Below are 17,411 nucleotides of genomic sequence, written 5' to 3'. Positions count from 1 at the left end.
CCTTGTCAGCTTCCTGACAGGTTTCTGTGATGCAATCCAACAATGGGACCGGCGCGAGGAGGCGTCGCCCGCAAAAGATCGGCACATCTGCGTGCCATGGGAGGAGACCACAATGAAACACGCCCTTCTCGGAGCGGTATTTGCCGTTGCCGCCGCCACCGTATCGGCCACTGGCGCCTTTGCCGAAGATTACATCATCATGGCCCCCGCTGCCCCCGGCGGCGGCTGGGATTCGACCGCGCGGACGATCCAGGAAGTCCTGGTCGCCGAAGGCATCTCGGGCAACGTCCAGGTCCAGAACGTCCCGGGCGCGGGCGGCACCGTGGGTCTGGCGCAATTCGCGTCCTCGGCCGCAGGCGACCCGTCGCAGCTGATCGTCGGCGGCTACGTCATGGTCGGCGCGATCCTGACCAACGCCTCGCCCGTGTCGCTGGCCGATGTCACCCCGATTGCCCGCCTGACCGGCGAAGCCGTTGCCATCGCCGTCCCCGCGGGCTCCGAACTCCAGACCATTCAGGATCTGGTCGAGATGATGAAGGCCGATCCGGGTGCCGTGTCCTGGGCTGGCGGCTCGGCCGGTGGGGTTGACCACATCACCGTGGGCCTTCTGGCCAAGGCCGCCGGGATCGACCCGACCAAGATCAACTACGTCGCCTTCTCGGGCGGTGGCGAAGCGCTTGCCGCGATCCTTGGCAATCAGGTCACCGCGGGCATTTCCGGCGTGGGCGAATTCCTCCCGCAGGTCGAGGCAGGCACCATGCGCATCCTCGCCGTGTCGACCGATACCCGCTGGCCCGGCACCGATGCGCCGACGCTGATGGAATCGGGCTATGACGTGAACGTGCAGAACTGGCGCATGATCGCCGCCGCACCGGGCCTGTCGGACGAACAGAAGGCTGCCGTCCTCGCTGACATCGACACTCTGGCGAAATCGGCGGGCTGGAAGGCACAGCTTGAGGCGAAGAACTGGGCCGACACCTACCTTGCCGGCCCCGAGTTCGAGGCACAGCTTGCCAAGGAAATCGAAGCCACGACCACCATCCTCAAGGACATCGGTCTGGTGCAATGACCGGTCAACCCGGAACCGGACGCAGCCCCGATGGGGCTGCGTTCTTCATCGCAGCCCTTCTGGCCGCGTTCGGCGCGGTCCTTCTCTGGGATGCCAGCACGATCCCCGACAAGGGCGGATATGCGGGCATCGGCCCGGCCGCCATGCCAAAGATCGTGGGCTGGGCCCTCCTTGCCCTTTCTGCGGCCACTGGCGTCGGGGCCTTCCGGGGCCGGCTGGCCGAGGTGCCGCGCCAGAACCCGGTGCCACTTCTGCTGATCGGTGGCGGGCTTGTCCTGCAGATCGCCCTGCTGAATGTCGTCGGCTTTTCGCTGGCCACGGGCATCCTTTTCGCTGCAACCGCCGCCGCCTTTGGCAAGCGCAACCTCTTGCTGACCTTGCCCGTGGGCGTGGCCTTCGCCTTTGGCATCTACGGCGTTTTCGATGGCATCCTGCAGTTGAACCTGCCCGGCGGCCCGCTTGAAACCCTGATCTACGGGGGCTGACCCGATGAGCACCTTCGACTTCCTTCTCCAAGGCCTTGGCACGGCGATGGAGCCGATGATCCTGCTGTACGCCCTGATCGGCGTGACCCTTGGCACCGCTGTCGGCGTGTTGCCCGGCATCGGCCCCGCCCTGACCGTGGCGCTGCTCTTGCCCGTCACCTATGGGCTGGACCCGGCAGGGTCGCTCATCATGTTCGCGGGCATTTATTACGGCGGGATGTATGGCGGCTCGACCACGTCGATCCTTCTGAACACCCCCGGGGAAAGCGCGTCCATCGTCACCGCGCTGGAAGGCAACCGCATGGCCAAGGCCGGGCGCGGCGGCCCGGCGCTTGCCACGGCCGCCATCGGGTCCTTCGTCGCGGGCCTTCTGGCCACGTTGGCGCTCGCCTTCCTTGCCCCCCACATCGTCAAACTGGCGCTGGTCTTCGGCCCGCGCGAATACTTCGCCTTGATGATGCTGGCCTTCGTGACCGTTGCTGCCGCCTTTGGCGAATCCACGCTCAAGGGCCTTACGTCGCTATTCATCGGCCTTGGCCTTGCCACCATCGGCATCGACAGTCTTACAGGCCAGGCCCGCATGTCCTTTGGCGTGCCGCAACTTCTGGATGGGATCGAGGTGACCACCCTCGCCGTCGCCATGTTCGCGCTGGGGGAATGCCTGTTTGTCGCCGCCCAGACCCATGGCCTGAATGACAAGGTCGAGGCGATCAAGGGCTCGGTCCGCATGACCGCTGCTGACTGGAAACGGTCATGGCCCGCATGGCTGCGCGGGTCGGCCATCGGCTTTCCCATCGGGGCCATGCCCGCAGGCGGGGCCGACATCGCCAGCTTCCTGTCCTACGGCACCGAAAAGCGCATGTCGAAACACCCCGAGGAGTTCGGCCACGGCGCCATCGAAGGCGTCGCGGGACCCGAGGCCGCGAACAACGCCGCCGCCGCAGGCACGCTGGTGCCCCTCCTGACACTCGGCCTGCCGACGACCGCCACCGCCGCGATCATGCTGGCAGGCTTCCAGCAATTCGGCCTGCAACCGGGCCCGCTTCTGTTCGCCACCGCCCCGCAGCTGGTCTGGGGCCTGATCGCCAGCCTTCTGATCGCCAACGTGATGCTGCTGGTCCTGAACCTGCCGCTGATCCGCTTCTGGGTGATGCTGCTGCGCATCCCGCGCCCTTGGCTCTATGCCGGGATCCTCCTCTTCGCCACGCTTGGCACCATCGGCGTCAACCCCTCGCCGGTGGAGCTTTCCATGCTGCTGCTCTTCGGCTTCCTCGGCTATGGCCTGCGCCTGTTCGGCTATCCCATCGCGCCGGTTGTCGTGGGCCTGATCCTTGGCCCCATGGCCGAACAGCAACTCCGCCGCGCGCTTGCCATCGCGCAGGGCGATTGGACCACGCTCGTCTCCACCCCGCTCGCGGCGACCCTTCTGGCCATCGCTGCCCTCGCGCTGATCGTGCCAATGATCCTGCGCCTGCGCGGCAAAGGGCAAGTGCTGGCCCAGATCGCCGGCGACAGCGACTAACGCCGTTCGACGCGCAACCAGATCCCGTCCCGTGCGCGCACCGTCAGATGCGCGACCGGGACGGGCACCTTGCCCGCCACCGCCTGAAACCGGAACGCCCGCACCAGATGCGCCAGCAAAAGCGTGCCCTCCAGCATCGCGAACCCCGCGCCCGGGCAGACCCTCGGCCCGCTGGAAAACGGCAGATAGCCGTCCCGCGCCGCTTCACGCCCCTCGCCCGCCCAGCGGTCGGGGTCAAACTCGTCGGGTCGATCCCAGATCCGCTCATGCCGGTGCAGATGCCAGGGGCTGATCACCACCTGCGCGCCGGGCTTGACTTGCCGTCCGCGAAATTCCTCATCCTTCCGGTTTTCCCGCACCATCATCGGCACCGGCGGATACAGCCGCAGCGCCTCGCGGAACACATCCCGGGCAAAGCGCAATCCCCCCATCGTCCCGAACTCTGGCCGCAAGCCCGCCACCTCCGCCGCCACCCGCTCCTGCACCTCGGGGTGCGTCGCCAGCAGGTATAACGCCCAACCTAACGCCGAGGCACTGGTCTCATGCCCCGCCAGAAAGAAGATCGCCACCTGATCGACCATCTCCTCGGTGCCGAACGGCACACCCGTCACCGGGTCGGGCGTCGTCATGATCTTCGTCGCCAGATCCATCGGCGCCCGCCCCGCCGCAATCGCCGCCGCCCGGTCTGCCGTCAGGCCGGAGATCAACCCCCGGATCACCCGCGCCGACCGCAGCGTCGCCCGGCGGTGAAAGCGGGGCATCCACCCGGGCAAGGGCAGGAAGGCCGCAAGGTTCAGGATCGGAGCTGACCGTTGATAGGCGCGGAATTCCTGAAACACCGCCTGCGCCACCCGATCCTCGATGGGCAGGGAAAAGAGCGTGCGAAAGATCACATCCGCCGCCGCATGGCTGGCGGCCAGCTCAACCTCCACCTCACCGGGCACCATCCGCGCCACGGCCGCCTCACCCGCTGCCCAGATTGCCGGAAACGCCTCTTTCAGCCGCCCGCCCTCAAAGGCCGGGTCGATGATCCGCCGCTGATGCAGCCATTCCTCGCCATTGGTCACAAAGACCGACCGGCCAAGCAGCGGCAAAAGCCCCTCGGTTACCCGCCGGGATTTGGGGAAATCGGCAGGCCGTTCATCCAGCACCCGCCGCACCAGCGCCGGGTCGTTGCACAGATAGCTGCGAAAGAACGGCGTCCGGAACTCGGCCATCCACGCGCGATAAAGCCGCGCCGGCTGCGCCGACAGGATGTCCCGCCGAAACAGCCGCAGATAGGCCAGCAACGACACCCGGTCTGCCCGGGGCTCGGGCTTGGGCGGGGTCATGCCACGCCCCGATGCGGGTTGACCGCAACGGTGATCCGGCTGGCTGACGGTTGCCGCCCCCGAAACCGCCGGGCCAGTGTCATCGGACCCGCAGTGATGCGGAAATAGTCATAATCGGCTTCCCGCCCGGGCAGGTTGTCAAAGGCGCAGAGATACTGAAAGTGCAGCCGGAAGAACCGCCAGCGCAGCGCCTTCCAGCGTTCAGGTGTCAACGTCTGGGAAAACGCGGCCGAGATGACCAGCGGCCAAAGCTGCCCCTCAGGCGCTACACCGCTGACCGCCACCGGATCGCACAGCGCAAAGCTGCAGCCATCGCCAGGTGCGGTCACATCGACCCAGGTCAGTTCCGGCCGCGCGGAAAGATAGGCCAGATCGCCCCGCAACCGCCCCGCCCCCGGCAGGAAGGATGCCATCGGCACCACCTGCCCCAGCGACAGGAACCCCAGCGCCGGGCGACTCTGCGGCACCCCCTCGCGGATCAGATCAGCCAGCACCGTGACGGCCAGATGCACGCCCGAGGAATGGCCGACCACCAGCACCTCATCCACCCCGCTGTCCAGCGCGGCCCGGACACGGCCCCGAAACGCGGCCAGACGCGCCTCAAGCGCAGCCGGATAGGCCCCGCCTTCGCTGGCGGTATAGGCATAGTCATGCATCAGGTAGTAGACGAACAGCCGACGATCCAGACGCCGAAACACCAGCAGCGCCCCCCAGACTGTGGCGAAGGCCAAAAGCCATTTCAGCCCCAAGGGCAACGCCGCCGCCAACCACAGCGCCAGCAGCCCAAGGCCAAGCGCCACCAGCCCCTGCGCCACCAGCAGAACCGCCGGATACAGCGCCGCAATCATCGGCCCCTTGCGCAGACGGATCAGCCGCCCAAGCGCGCCAGATGCGCCATAAAGCCAAGCCGTCCGGGCCAAAAGCCAATAGGTCCCGACAATGCCCTGCGTCATCGACTGCCGCACCAGATCGGACCAGACCAGAACCTCAACCTCGGCCTCTGTGGGCTGGTTCATCAAGGACACGACGCTCCAGCCATAAGGGCCAGCCTTGCCCTTGGGATTGGGGCGCAGCGTCAGGTCATAGCCGCTGATCGCCGCCTGCGACGCCCCTTCGCTCCGGTAAAGCTCGCGGTAGCGGCGGGGGGGAAAGGGGTCATATCCCGGGATATACAGGACCTTGCGCCGGAACACCGCTGCCGGACCTGCGCTTGCCGCCAGGACGGTTTCCGTGGTGTCGGTCATGTCGGTCTTGGCCACGCGCATCCTGCAAGTCTGACCGCCTCAGCTTAGCGACTGGTGTGGCGGAAGAAAGGCTTTGGCCAATCAGCCCGGCAGTGGCAACCCCAACACCTCGTAGGTTTCCAGCATCCAATAGCTGAAATCGGTAAACGCCCCGGTCACCAACGCAAGGCCAACAACCAGAAGAAGCGCGCCCATCACCTTTTCGATCACCCGCATGTGCCGCTTCAGCCGAGTCATCAGCGTCATCGACCGTTCCACAAAGATCGCAGCCAGCAGGAACGGCAGGCCAAGCCCCAGCGCATAGACGCCCAGCAGCAACGTCCCGCGCTGGGTGCTGCCCTCCTGCGCCGCAAGGCTCAGGATCGCGCCCAGCTGCGGGCCGATGCAGGGCGTCCACCCAAAGGCGAAAGCCAGCCCCAGCACATAGGCCCCCATCGCCGACCCACCCCGGTCGCCCGCATCCATCCGCATTTCCCGGTCCAGAATGCCGATGCGGAAGACACCCACAAAATGCAGCCCGAAGATGATGATGATGATCCCGGAAATCCGCGCCAGTAGCAGTTGGTTCTGCAAGACGAAACTTCCGAAGGCCGAGGCGGTAAAGCCCAGAAGCAGGAAGATCGTCGAAAGCCCCATGACAAAGAACAGCGCCGGCAGGATCACCCGACGCCGCGCCTGACCACCGGCCGTCATCTCACCCATCGAAATCCCGCCCATATAGGCCAGATAGGGCGGCACGATCGGCAAAACGCAAGGTGAAAGGAACGACAGGACACCCGCCAGCAGCGAGACAGCCATCGCGGGCAGCAAGGCAGCGTCGATGATCTCGATTCCGAACATGCGGGGCCCCCTTCAGCCTCAGATAGCGGCTTTCCATCCCCGCGTCACCCAGACAGCCCGTCACATCACCGTGGCCAGCCTGTAACCTTGCCCGCAACCGCCCATGCCGCTACATGGCCCCTATGGCCGACTGGGATGACATGGTGGATTGCGAGGGGCTCCTGTGCCCCCTGCCGGTGCTACGCGCGCGCAAACGCCTGCTGTCGCTGGCACCCGGGACGGTGCTGTGCATCCGGGCCACCGATGCGATGGCGCTGATCGACCTACCGCATTTCTGCGCCGAGGCGGGCCATGCCTACCTCGGCGCGCGGGCAGAGGGTGCCGTCACCCTCCACCTGATCCGCAGGGCTTAGCGCCCCAGCGACCACCAGCCCTTGCGCTTGGGCTTGGCCGGATCATCAGCGACCGCCGCCCCTTCGGCAGGATCGGCCACGACGGTCTCGACCGTCGGCTCCATCCCCGGATCGGGGGCAAGGGCCGGGGCGGGTTCAACAACCGCTTCAGCCACTGGCTCCGCGACCGCCTTGGCAGGCGCCTTCTCGGCCGCCTTGGCCCGTGGCGCCCGGCTACGCGCAGGCTTGGCCGGAGCGGCCTCAGGGGCAGGAGCCTCCGCGACAGGTTCGGCCACAGCTTCCGCAACCGGTTCAGGTGCAGCTTCAGTAACAGCAGCCTTCCCACGAGGCGCACGCTTGCGCGCCGCAGGCTTTGCCGGAGCAGCCTCAACCGCCGCCGCCTCAGCCGGCGCAGACTCCGCCTCCGCCACCGTTTCCACCACACCCTCAGGCGCCGCTTCAACCACGCGCGCAGCATCACCCTTCCGGGCACGCGGCTTGCGGGTCCGCTTGCGTGGCCCAGCCTTGTCCTCACCCTCAGCGACCGGCTCGGCCGTCACGACAGCCTCGTCACCGTCGCCATCGCCTTCGCCGTCCTCGTCGCCGTCATCCTCGCCCGCGGCACCGTTCGCCACGGCCTCGCCATCCCGCGCGCCGCCGCGCCGACGCCGACGCCGACGGCGCTTTTTCTTCCCGGGGGCACCATTGTCGCCCTCAGCCGCCGCAGCCCGTGCCACCGGCTCGGCTGCTTCGACACCCTCGGCCGCTTCCTCTTCGATCAGGTCATCGACCAGATCTTCATCCTCATCCTCGTCCACCGCCGCGCCCATCAGCCCGGCATGGCCGGAAATGACCGGAGTCTCCGGCACAACGCGCAGCGCCGTTTTGAACTTCTCAATGCTGTAATCGGGGCTGACCAGCATCGGGTCCGCCTCGATCCGCACGCTCATCCCATAGCGCGCCTCGATCAGCGCGATATGTTCGCGCTTGCCGTTGATCAGATAGTTCACGATGCCAATCGGCGCCTTCAGCAGCACCTCTTTCGACCGCTTCCGCGTGCCTTCTTCCTCCAGCGCGCGCAGGACCTGCAGCGCCATGCTGTCGTCAGACCGGATCAACCCCGTGCCATGGCAATGCGGGCAAGGCTGCGTGGTGCTTTCCAGCATCCCCGGACGCAAACGCTGACGGCTCATCTCCATCAGGCCAAAGCCGGAAATCCGGCCGACCTGAATCCGCGCGCGGTCGGTTTTCAGCTTGTCTTTCAACCGCTTCTCGACCGCAGCGTTGTTCTTGCGCTCTTCCATGTCGATAAAGTCGATGACGATCAGCCCGGCAAGGTCGCGCAAGCGCAACTGCCGTGCCACCTCATCCGACGCCTCAAGGTTGGTCTTGAGAGCGGTTTCCTCAATCGACCCTTCCTTCGTGGCCCGGCCAGAGTTCACGTCGATCGCCACCAGCGCCTCGGTCACGCCAATCACGATGTAACCACCGGATTTCAGCTGGACGACCGGGTTGAACATCCCGCCCAGATAGCTTTCGACCTGATACTTCGCGAACAACGGCACCGGGTCGGCATGACGCACCACCTGCTTGGCGTGGCTTGGCATGATCATCCGCATGAAGTCCTTGGCGGTGCGATAGCCGCCCTCGCCTTCGACGATCACCTCGTCAATCTCGCGGCTGTAAAGATCGCGGATCGACCGTTTGATCAGGTCGCCTTCCTCATAGATCTTGGCGGGCGCGATGGATTTCAGCGTCAACTCGCGGATCTGTTCCCAAAGGCGCATCAGATATTCATAGTCGCGCTTGATCTCGGGCTTGGTCCGCTTGGCACCCGCCGTACGGATGATCAGCCCGGCACCTTCCGGCACCTCGATCTCTTGCGCGATCTCTTTCAGCTTCTTCCGGTCAGCCGCCTGCGTGATCTTGCGGGAAATCCCGCCGCCCCGCGCGGTGTTCGGCATCAGAACGCAGTAGCGACCGGCAAGCGACAGATAGGTGGTCAGCGCAGCGCCCTTGTTGCCGCGTTCTTCCTTGACGACCTGCACCAGCATGATCTGCCGGACCTTGACGACTTCCTGAATCTTGTAGCGCCGGGCGCGCGGTGTGCGGCGCGGTGCGGCGATTTCTTCGGACACGTCCTCTTCGGCGATGGATTCGATCTCGTCATCCGTCTCGCTGGCGTGGTCCATAGCGCGATAGGGACGCTCGCCCTCGCTTGCTTCTTCAGAAGGTGCGGCGTTGCGGTCCTGGTCATGATCGTGCGCATGATCGTGATCATGGTCATGGCTCGGCGCGGCTTCGGGCGCGGCGGCGGCAGCGACAACGGGCACATCGCCCTCGTCATCGTCCAGATCGACCACGTCCATGCCCGTCGGGCCTTCTGTGACGGCATCCGAGGTCTTGACCTTTTCGGCCCGCTCTTGCGACCGCGCGGGGCGGCGACGGGTCCGACGGTTGTCTTCTTCCTCTTCGGCGCGCGCCAGCTGGCGCTCTTCCTCGATCAGCGCCTTACGGTCGGCGACCGGGATCTGGTAATAATCGGGGTGAATTTCGGCAAAGGCCAGAAATCCGTGCCGGTTGCCGCCATATTCGACAAAGGCCGCCTGAAGCGAAGGCTCCACCCGGGTTACTTTGGCAAGGTATATGTTTCCGGCAAGTTGGCGTTTGTTGACGGTCTCGAAGTCGAACTCTTCAACCTTGTTTCCATCCACCACCACAACCCGAGTTTCCTCGGCATGGGTGGCGTCGATCAGCATCTTTTTGGCCATGATGTTCCAATGCGCCCGGCCTGCCAAAAGCTCCGCCCGGGGATGGCCCGGGCGGCGGATTGACAGGGAAAAGGCGGCTTGTTCGGGCGAACCTGCGCAACTCAAAGCGGCGGGCCGTGCCCGGTGGGCACCCCTCGCCAGTCTTTGCCAATGTCGCACACGTCATCGCGTTTCACTTCGGACAGCCCTTCGGCCATCCACCTGTTAAATCCCGCATCGTCAATGACTTAGCGGGAAATGCCACAGCCTTGCGGCCGATCCGATTGCCCTGTCGGCGGCACGCATCGGGTGCCAGTCCTGCACGGCAAAGAATTCCTGCGCGAAAGCACAGCCCCCGCGTACCGTGACCCTAACGGGAAAGCGGACGAAATGACAATGGCCTTTCGTCGGGCAGCGCCCGGCACCGGGTCCGGTATCTCGCACCGCGGTCAGACCCGGCCCCTGCGCCCGCTCCCGCGACGGGCAAGGTCAGGCTCGCCCGGCCTGCCCGCCTGCTGGGGCAAAAGTTAACGAATGGTTGATTCGAGCCTGTAAGCTCTTGATTTTCTTGGGCGGGCCAGCTGTCCCTGCCCGGGACAGCCCCTGTCAGACATAGTCCCCCGGGTCAGCCCATACTTGGCCATCTTCTCGTTCAGGGTCCGGCGCGGCAGGCAAAGCTCTTCCATCACCGCCACGATCGACCCCTTGTGCCGCCGCATCGTATTGTCGATCAGCATCCGCTCGAAGGCTTCGACATAGTCCTTGAGCGGCTTGCCCTCGGTCGTCAGCGCCGGCCCCGCCGCCTCGTTGTCGGCCATGAGGAGCGAGGCAATCGACCCCGACCCCCGCCGGTTCTGCAACACCGCCCGCTCCGCGATGTTGACCAGCTGCCGCACGTTCCCCGGCCACGGCGCCTGCAGCAGCTGTGCAGCTTCCTGCGCCGTCACCTGCGGGGCATCGCAGCCGTATTCCTCGGCGAACTGTTCCGACAGGCGGGTGAACAGCTGCAGGATATCCTCTCCCCGCGTCCGCAAGGGCGGCAACAGGATCGTCATCGCCCCCAGCCGGTAGAACAGATCCGGCCGCAGCACCGCCTCAAGCGTGGTGTCGGGCGCATGCTGGTTGCAGATCGCGATGATCCGGGTTTCCGGAGGGGTACCCTGATCGTTGATGACCGTCAGCAGCCGCGACTGAAGCGGGTGGCTCAGCGCCTCGATATCCTCAAGGCACAAGGTGCCGCCCCGGGCTTCCTCGATCAGCGGCGGCGCCCCGTCTTCGGCCGGGCCGAACAGCCGCGCGGCAAGCTGGTCCTCGCCCCAAGCGGCGCAGGAGATGGCGACGAACTTCTTCGACGCCCGCGGCCCCACGGCATGCAGCGCATGGGCGACAAGGGTCTTGCCGGTCCCCGTCTCACCGTCGATCAGGACGTGGCTGTCGGCCTGCCCCAGATCAAGGATATCCTCGCGCAGCCGGTCCATCGCGGGGGAGGACCCGATCAGCTTCTTGATGATCGTGGACCCGTCCGACAGCTCCTTGCGCAGGGCCCGGTTGTCCAGCGTCATCCGCCGCGACTGGGTGGCGCGCTTGGCGAGTTCGGTCATCCGGTCCGGGTTGAAGGGCTTTTCCAGAAAATCGAACGCGCCCACCCGCATCGCCTCGACCGCCATGGGCACGTCGCCGTGGCCGGTGATCATGATCACGGGCAGGCCGCTGTCCTGCCCCATCAGCCGCTTGAGGAACGCCATTCCGTCCATCCCGGGCATCTTGATGTCGCTGACCACGACCCCCTGGAAATCCGGGCCGATGACCTTCAGCGCCTCTTCGGCGCTGGCGTAGGTTTCGGTGTCAAAGCCGGACAGGGCCAGCCACTGGCTGATCGACTGCCGCATGTCGGCCTCGTCATCGACGATCGCCACTTTCATTGCGCGGGCCATTGGGACCTCATCATTCTGCTGCTTCCTGTTTGTTGCCGAGGATCGGCAATTGCATCTCGAACACCGCCCCGCCGCCATCGCCGTTCCGCGCGGTCAGTCTGCCACCCAGATCGGTGACGATGCCCGAGGAGATGGCGAGGCCGAGCCCCACCCCTTCGCCGGGTTTCTTGGTGGTGTAGAAGGGTTCGAATAGGTTCTCGAGATCGGTGATCCCGTGGCCATTGTCCCGCACGCTGAGCGTCGCGGTTTCACCTGCCGACAGCAGGATATCGATCTGCGGCGTGCGGGTGTCCTTGGTCGCATCCAAAGCGTTGCGGAGGAGGTTGATGATCACCTGTTCCAGCCGGATACGGTCAGCCAATACCATCACCGGCTGGCGCGGCAGGCCCCGGCTGATCTTGACGACGCGGGCCTTCAACTGGGGTTCCATCATCGAAAGCGCCGATGACACGCAGGCGCGCAGGTCCACCTCTTCAAAGGCTTCGCCACCCTTGCGGGCGTAAGATTTCAGCTGCCGGGTAATCGCCCCCATGCGTTCGATCAGGTCGTCGATCCGCTGGAAGGAGGACAGCGCCTCTTCCGGTCGCTTGCGCTGCAGCAGCAGACGCGCGCCGGCAAGGTAGGTTTTCATCGCCGCAAGGGGCTGGTTCAGCTCGTGGCTGACGGCGGCAGACATCTCGCCCAGGGCGGCCAGTTTTGACGACTGCGCCAAGGTCAGTTCTGCAACCTCAAGGTCTTTCTGGACCTTTTCGCGTTCCGCAATCTCGCGCTGGAGGCGGACGTTCAGGGCGCGCAGTTCTGCAGATTCCCGCTGGAAAGACAGCGATCTTGACCAGGCCCGCCGCGACAGGATGTAGAAGGTGATGGCCATCAGGATGGCGAACCCCATGATCTGCAGCGCCAGAATCCCGTTCACCTGTTCGCGTACCGACCCGTAGGCGGTGAAGGTCTGGATCCGCCACCCCCGGAAAGGCACCCGCGCCTCGGTGCGCATCACGGCTTCGCCGCGCACATAGGCATCGGGCGGGTCTTGCGCCCAGTCGGCCGTGGCACGCAGCGCACGGGCAATGGCCGAGGGCGCATCGCGCAGCGCCAGCGCCTCATCAACCAGAAGGCCGCGCCAGCGTGATTCCGTGGCAAGGATCACCGTGCCCGAACTGTCGGTCACCAGAACCGCATCCTGCAGGCCGGACCACGCGCGTTCGTATTTCATCAGATCGACGGACACGACGATCACACCCAAAGTGCGGGCATCGGCCTGGACCGACCGCGAATAGACGAAATCGAACCCGCCCGAATCACGCTTTACGGCGGTGAAGATCGTTTCGTTCGTGCGTTGGGCATCGACGAAATAGGTGTCGTTGCGGTTGTTGGTGCCCAGAATGTTGCGGTTGGTCGCCCCGACCACACGCCCGTCATTGGCCAGAAGCCGGATCGAAGCGACGCCGATCTGCCCCTGCAGGGCGATCAGCTTTGCCGAGGTGGACGAAAAATTCCCGTCGCGCAGGGCCATCACCAGTTCCGGGTCGCGCGAGAGCAGCAGCGGCACGACCGATGTCCGCTGCAGTTCCGACATCAGGTTGCCGGTGTAGAGCGCCAGCCGCAGCTCGGCCCGGTTGCGGGTGTCGGCGGTGTAGCGGTCGGTCAGCAGGCGGTTCGACACCAGCACAACCACGACGGCCAGAATCACCAGCAGGCCAACGGCAAGCTTGACGCGCCAGGGCAGACCCTGGGCCGTGGTTGGAGACATGGATTGGTCAGCGCTGGACATGGCCGGCAGAGTAGGGCCGGGCTGATCGCGTCTCAAGCGGGGGGGCGTCAGGCCAGCGCCATCCCGCCCATCAGCGCAGCAAAGAGCGCGCGCCCGTCATCGCCGCCCAAAGTCGCCTCGGTGGCGCGTTCGGGATGGGGCATCATCCCCAGCACGCGGCGGTTCTCGGACAGGACCCCGGCGATGTCGGCCATGCTGCCATTCGGGTTGTCGCAATAGGTGAAGGCGATGCGGTCATCGCCTTGCAGACGGTCAAGCCCATCGGCGTCGATCGTGTAGTTTCCGTCATGATGCGCGATCGGAACCTGAATCTTCTGGCCCAGCACATAGGCCGAGGTATAGGCCGTGTCGGTGCTGGCCACCCGCAGCGTGACGGTCTTGCAGACGAACTTGAGGCCCGCGTTGCGCATCAGGGCACCGGGCAGCAGGCCCATTTCGGTCAGGACCTGAAAACCGTTGCAGATGCCAAGGACATAGCCCCCCGCCTCGGCATGGGCGCGGATGGCGGTGCTGATCGGCGATTGCGCGGCGATGGCGCCGCAGCGCAGGTAATCCCCGAAGGAAAACCCGCCCGGAACGCCGACCACATCGACGCCGCGCGGCAGGTCGGTGTCCTTGTGCCAGACGCGGGTGACGTCGAAGCCCGCGCCCTCAAAGGCGGTGGCAAGGTCACGGTCGCAGTTGGACCCCGGGAAGGTGATGACGGCGGCTTTCATGGGCGACTCCCCCGGTGGGTGCGAATGTCCGCCTCTTAGCGCAAGGCAGTGCAAAGGGCCACCCCTTGGCGCTGCGGTGCAGGCAGGCTAGGGTCGGCCCATGCTGACCGATCCCGCCCTTGCCGAATTGCGCGCCGTTTTTGCGGGGCGGCTGTCGGTTTCGCCGGCGGTGCTGGCAGAGCATGGGCAAAGCGAAAGCCTTGTGGCCGCTGGGGTGCCCGATGCCGTGATCTTCCCCGCATCGACCGCTGAGGTCGCAGCGCTGGCGGTCTGGTCGTCGCGCCACCTTGTCCCGCTGATCGGCTGGGGGGCGGGGACGTCACTGGAAGGCCACGCGCTTGCCATTGCCGGGGGGGTGGCGGTGGATTTCCGCGACATGGCGGCGGTGCTGGAGGTCCGGCCCGATGACCGGCTGGTCCGCGTCCAGCCCGGCATCACGCGTGAGGCGCTGAACCGCGAATTGCGCGCCACGGGGCTGATGTTTCCGGTCGATCCCGGGGCGAATGCCAGCCTTGGCGGGATGGCGGCGACACGCGCCTCGGGCACGACGGCAGTGCGCTATGGCACGATGCGCGACAATGTCCGGGGGCTGGAGGTGGTGCTGGCCGATGGCCGGGTGATCCGCACCGGGACCGGCGCGCCGAAAACGGCGGCGGGATATGATCTGACGGCGCTGATGGTCGGGTCCGAGGGGACCCTGGGCCTGATCACCGAACTGACCCTGCGCCTGCATGGCCAGCCCGAGACGGTGATGACGGCCGTCGCGGCCTTTCCGGGCGTGGGTCAAGCCGTGGATTGCGTGATGGCAACCATGCAGATGGGGTTGGTGCCGGCGCGGATCGAGTTTCTGGATGTGGAAACGGTGCTGGCCTGCAATGCGTTTTCCGGCCTGAGCCTGCCCCCAGCCCCGCAGCTGCTGGTCGAATTCCACGGACACCCGGAAGGCGTGGCCGAAGACACCCGCCGCTTCCGTGACATCGCCGAAGGCTTTGGGGCCGAAGGCCTGCAATGGGCCGAACGTCAGGAGGACCGCAGCCGCCTGTGGGCCGCGCGGCACAGCGCCTATCGCGCGATCCTTGCCTCGCGCCCCGGGGCGAAGGCGGTGGTGACGGATGTCTGTGTGCCGATCTCGCGCCTGTCGCAGGCGGTTGGGGAGACGCGGGCGGACATCGCCACCTCGGGCATCCCCGGACCGATCCTTGGCCATGTCGGCGATGGCAATTTCCACGCGATCCTGATGGTCAACCCCGCCGACCCGGGTGAAGTTGCCATCGCCAAGGCCCTTGCCGCCCGGATGGCCGACCGCGCCTTGCGGCTGGGTGGCACGATCACCGGTGAACATGGGATCGGTTTTGGCAAGCTGGGCCACATGGCCGCCGAACATGGCGAGGCTTGGGCCGTCATGGGCGCGCTGAAGCAGGCGCTGGACCCCTTGGGTATGATGAACCCCGGCAAGGTTGTGCCGGGTTAGCCCTGCTTAGAGGTCAAAGCTCGACCGGCGGAACAGGCCGTTGTCCACTTCGCGCTGGCGGCGTTCCAGATCAATGCGCGAGACCGAGGCGTTCAGATAGTCCCGCTCCAGTTCGGCAAGCGACGGGAAGTTGCGCAGGGACTTCAGTGATTTGAAGATATTGAGCATGGCAGTCATCCTTTGTTCTTGGACAAAACATAGGACGCCGCACTGCAGCATTACAGGCCGAAGTTGGGAAAGCCGTCATGCACAAGGCGCATAGCTATGTGCAATTGTGCCGCAACTGGCGGCAAAGTGCCTAACCTTGCAGCAACGCGCGGGCAGCGGCACGCGCGGCCTCGGTCACCGTATCGCCCGCGAGCATCCGGGCAATCTCTTCGATCCGTTCCGCGTCACTCAAGGCGGTGACCGTGGACAGCGTCTGATCCGCGACCACCCGCTTTTCCACCCGCCAATGCCGCGCCCCGAAGGCCGCGACCTGCGGCGAATGCGTGACGACCAGCACCTGCGCGCCACGGGCAAGGGCCTGCAGGCGGCGGCCCACGGCATCAGCGGTGGCCCCACCCACGCCACGGTCAATCTCGTCAAAGATCAGGGTCTGGCCGGGGGTATCGCCCGTAAGGCAGACCTTCAACGCCAGCAGAAACCGGCTCAGCTCGCCCCCGGACGCTATACGGTTCAAGGGCCCGGAGGGTGCGCCGGGGTTCGTCGCGACCGTGAAGGTCACGGCATCCACACCTTCGGGCCCGGGTTCACCAGCTGCAAACTCGGTGACGAAGACCGCGCGTTCCATCTTGAGCGGGGCGAGTTCGGCGGCCATGGCCGTGTCCAGCCTCGCCGCCGCCCCCTGTCTTGCCGCCGTGACCCGGCCCGCTTCGGCAGCATAGGACGCTTCCGCCGAAGCCACGGCTGTCTGCAACCGGGCGATTCCAGCTGCCCCGCCGTCAATTGCCGCAAGACGCGCGCGCAGGCCTTCGGCGAAACCGCCCAGATCGTCCGGCAACTGTCCATGTTTGCGGGCCAAAGCCCGGATTGCGAACAGCCGTTCCTCGGTCCGCTCCAATTCCCCCGGGTCGAAGTCCAGCGCATCAAGCGCCCCTTCGACGCCCGACTGCGCCTCGCCCAGTTCGATCAAGGCGCGGTTCAGGGCGGCAAGCGCGCCCTCCAGCCGGCCTTCGGCCTTGTCGGCAGCGCCTTCCAGCCAGCGCAGCGCATCGCGCATCCGCCCCTCGGCGCCGTCATCCGACAGGGCCGCCAAGGCCTTGGCCACATCTTCGCGGATCCGGGCGGCGCCCTGCATCAGGCGGCGGCGCGCATCCAACGTGGCATCCTCACCCGGTTCGGGGTTCAGCTTGTCCAGTTCGGCCACGGCATGGCGCAGGAATTCTTCCTCGGCCGCCGCGCGGGACAGGGTTGCCTCCGCCTCGGCCAGAGTGGCGCGGGCGGTGCGTTGCGCGGCCCAGGCGGCGCGCAGCGGGGCAAGGTCAAGACCGGCATAAGCATCCAGCAGCGCGCGGTGGCCACGCGGGTTCAGCAGGCCCCGGTCATCGTGCTGGCCGTGCAGTTCCACCAGATGATCCGACAGGTCGCGCAGCACATCGCCGGACACCCGACGGTCATTGACCCAGGCGGTCTTGCGGCCATCAGCGGTGTTGACGCGCCGCAGGATCAGCTCGCCGTCGGCCTCGATCCCGGCTTCGGCCAGCACGGCATGCGCGGCATGGCCGGGGGACAGGTCAAAGACCGCCGTCACCTCGCCCTGCGCGGCCCCTTGGCGGACCAGTTCCGCCCTGCCCCGCCAGCCCAGCACAAAGCCAAGCGCATCGAGCAGGATCGATTTGCCCGCCCCCGTTTCACCCGTCAGCACGTTCAGGCCCGGACCAAGGTCAAGGCTAAGCCGATCGATGATCAGGACATCGCGGATTTCAAGCGATAGCAGCATCACG

The 17,411-nt window shown here is 66.1% G+C and carries 13 protein-coding genes and 1 pseudogene; 5 read left to right on the top strand and 9 right to left on the bottom strand.

All coding sequences use genetic code 11. The annotated features are described in order from the left end of the window. Positions 1-112: 112 nt before the first annotated feature. From EI545_RS16985 to EI545_RS16975, 3 genes are read left to right on the top strand one after another with little or no spacing between them, the layout of a single operon-like run. The gene (locus EI545_RS16985) at positions 113-1,069 is read left to right on the top strand and encodes a tripartite tricarboxylate transporter substrate binding protein (RefSeq protein WP_125326560.1); all 957 of its coding nucleotides are present in this window, start codon (positions 113-115) and stop codon (positions 1,067-1,069) included. Further along, a complete protein-coding gene (locus tag EI545_RS16980; RefSeq protein WP_125326559.1) occupies positions 1,066-1,554 on the top strand; it encodes a tripartite tricarboxylate transporter TctB family protein in 489 nt (162 codons plus the stop codon). Before EI545_RS16985 ends, EI545_RS16980 begins: the two co-directional genes overlap by 4 nt. A gap of 4 nt (positions 1,555-1,558) precedes the next feature. Beyond that, on the top strand, positions 1,559-3,076 hold the full coding sequence (locus tag EI545_RS16975) for a tripartite tricarboxylate transporter permease (RefSeq protein WP_125326558.1): 1,518 nt from the start codon (positions 1,559-1,561) through the stop codon (positions 3,074-3,076). Here EI545_RS16975 and EI545_RS16970 read toward each other — a convergent pair. From EI545_RS16970 to EI545_RS16960, 3 genes are all read right to left on the bottom strand, one after another. After that, positions 3,073-4,407, bottom strand: coding sequence for a cytochrome P450 (locus tag EI545_RS16970; RefSeq protein ID WP_125326557.1), 1,335 nt, complete (start codon positions 4,405-4,407; stop codon positions 3,073-3,075). The two genes, EI545_RS16975 and EI545_RS16970, sit on opposite strands and share 4 nt — an antisense overlap. After that, positions 4,404-5,651, bottom strand: coding sequence for a hypothetical protein (locus EI545_RS16965; RefSeq protein WP_125326556.1), 1,248 nt, complete (start codon positions 5,649-5,651; stop codon positions 4,404-4,406). The genes EI545_RS16970 and EI545_RS16965 overlap by 4 nt, the downstream gene beginning before the upstream one ends. An 81-nt stretch (positions 5,652-5,732) precedes the next feature. Then, the gene (locus EI545_RS16960; protein WP_125326555.1) at positions 5,733-6,491 is read right to left on the bottom strand and encodes a cytochrome c biogenesis CcdA family protein; all 759 of its coding nucleotides are present in this window, start codon (positions 6,489-6,491) and stop codon (positions 5,733-5,735) included. 122 nt (positions 6,492-6,613) lie between these two features. On the opposite strand from EI545_RS16960, the gene EI545_RS16955 reads away from it, so the two are divergent. Next, positions 6,614-6,844, top strand: coding sequence for a sulfurtransferase TusA family protein (locus EI545_RS16955; protein WP_125326554.1), 231 nt, complete (start codon positions 6,614-6,616; stop codon positions 6,842-6,844). Here the strand turns inward: EI545_RS16955 and EI545_RS16950 are convergent. The 4 genes and pseudogenes from EI545_RS16950 to purQ all read right to left on the bottom strand — a co-directional run bounded on the left by EI545_RS16950 (position 6,841) and on the right by purQ (position 13,994). Next, the gene (locus tag EI545_RS16950; RefSeq protein ID WP_125326553.1) at positions 6,841-9,594 is read right to left on the bottom strand and encodes an Rne/Rng family ribonuclease; all 2,754 of its coding nucleotides are present in this window, start codon (positions 9,592-9,594) and stop codon (positions 6,841-6,843) included. The two genes, EI545_RS16955 and EI545_RS16950, sit on opposite strands and share 4 nt — an antisense overlap. A gap of 599 nt (positions 9,595-10,193) precedes the next feature. Beyond that, a pseudogene (locus tag EI545_RS16945) lies at positions 10,194-11,507 on the bottom strand (sigma-54-dependent transcriptional regulator); the annotation flags it as partial. Positions 11,508-11,517: 10 nt separating this feature from the next. Continuing rightward, the gene (locus tag EI545_RS16940; RefSeq protein WP_125326552.1) at positions 11,518-13,278 is read right to left on the bottom strand and encodes a sensor histidine kinase; all 1,761 of its coding nucleotides are present in this window, start codon (positions 13,276-13,278) and stop codon (positions 11,518-11,520) included. Positions 13,279-13,325: 47 nt separating this feature from the next. Then, the gene (gene purQ, locus EI545_RS16935) at positions 13,326-13,994 is read right to left on the bottom strand and encodes a phosphoribosylformylglycinamidine synthase subunit PurQ (RefSeq protein ID WP_125326551.1); all 669 of its coding nucleotides are present in this window, start codon (positions 13,992-13,994) and stop codon (positions 13,326-13,328) included. A 100-nt stretch (positions 13,995-14,094) separates the two neighbouring features. On the opposite strand from purQ, the gene EI545_RS16930 reads away from it, so the two are divergent. Then, entirely contained in the window at positions 14,095-15,465 is a 1,371-nt protein-coding gene (locus EI545_RS16930; RefSeq protein WP_125326550.1) for an FAD-binding oxidoreductase, read from the top strand. A 6-nt stretch (positions 15,466-15,471) separates the two neighbouring features. On the opposite strand, the gene EI545_RS16925 is transcribed toward EI545_RS16930, so the two are convergent. Both EI545_RS16925 and recN read right to left on the bottom strand, forming a co-directional pair. Continuing rightward, complete coding sequence (locus EI545_RS16925) at positions 15,472-15,633, bottom strand: DUF3563 domain-containing protein (RefSeq protein ID WP_164517330.1); 162 nt, start codon at positions 15,631-15,633, stop codon at positions 15,472-15,474. 130 nt (positions 15,634-15,763) lie between these two features. Then, complete coding sequence (gene recN, locus EI545_RS16920) at positions 15,764-17,407, bottom strand: DNA repair protein RecN (protein ID WP_125326549.1); 1,644 nt, start codon at positions 17,405-17,407, stop codon at positions 15,764-15,766. Between the last annotated feature and the right edge of the window lie 4 nt (positions 17,408-17,411).

Origin of the sequence: Tabrizicola piscis, from assembly GCF_003940805.1 — a bacterium.
Classification (GTDB): domain Bacteria; phylum Pseudomonadota; class Alphaproteobacteria; order Rhodobacterales; family Rhodobacteraceae; genus Tabrizicola; species Tabrizicola piscis.
Note: the sequence above shows the minus strand (reverse complement) of the source record. Positions and strands in the feature narration are given on the sequence as shown.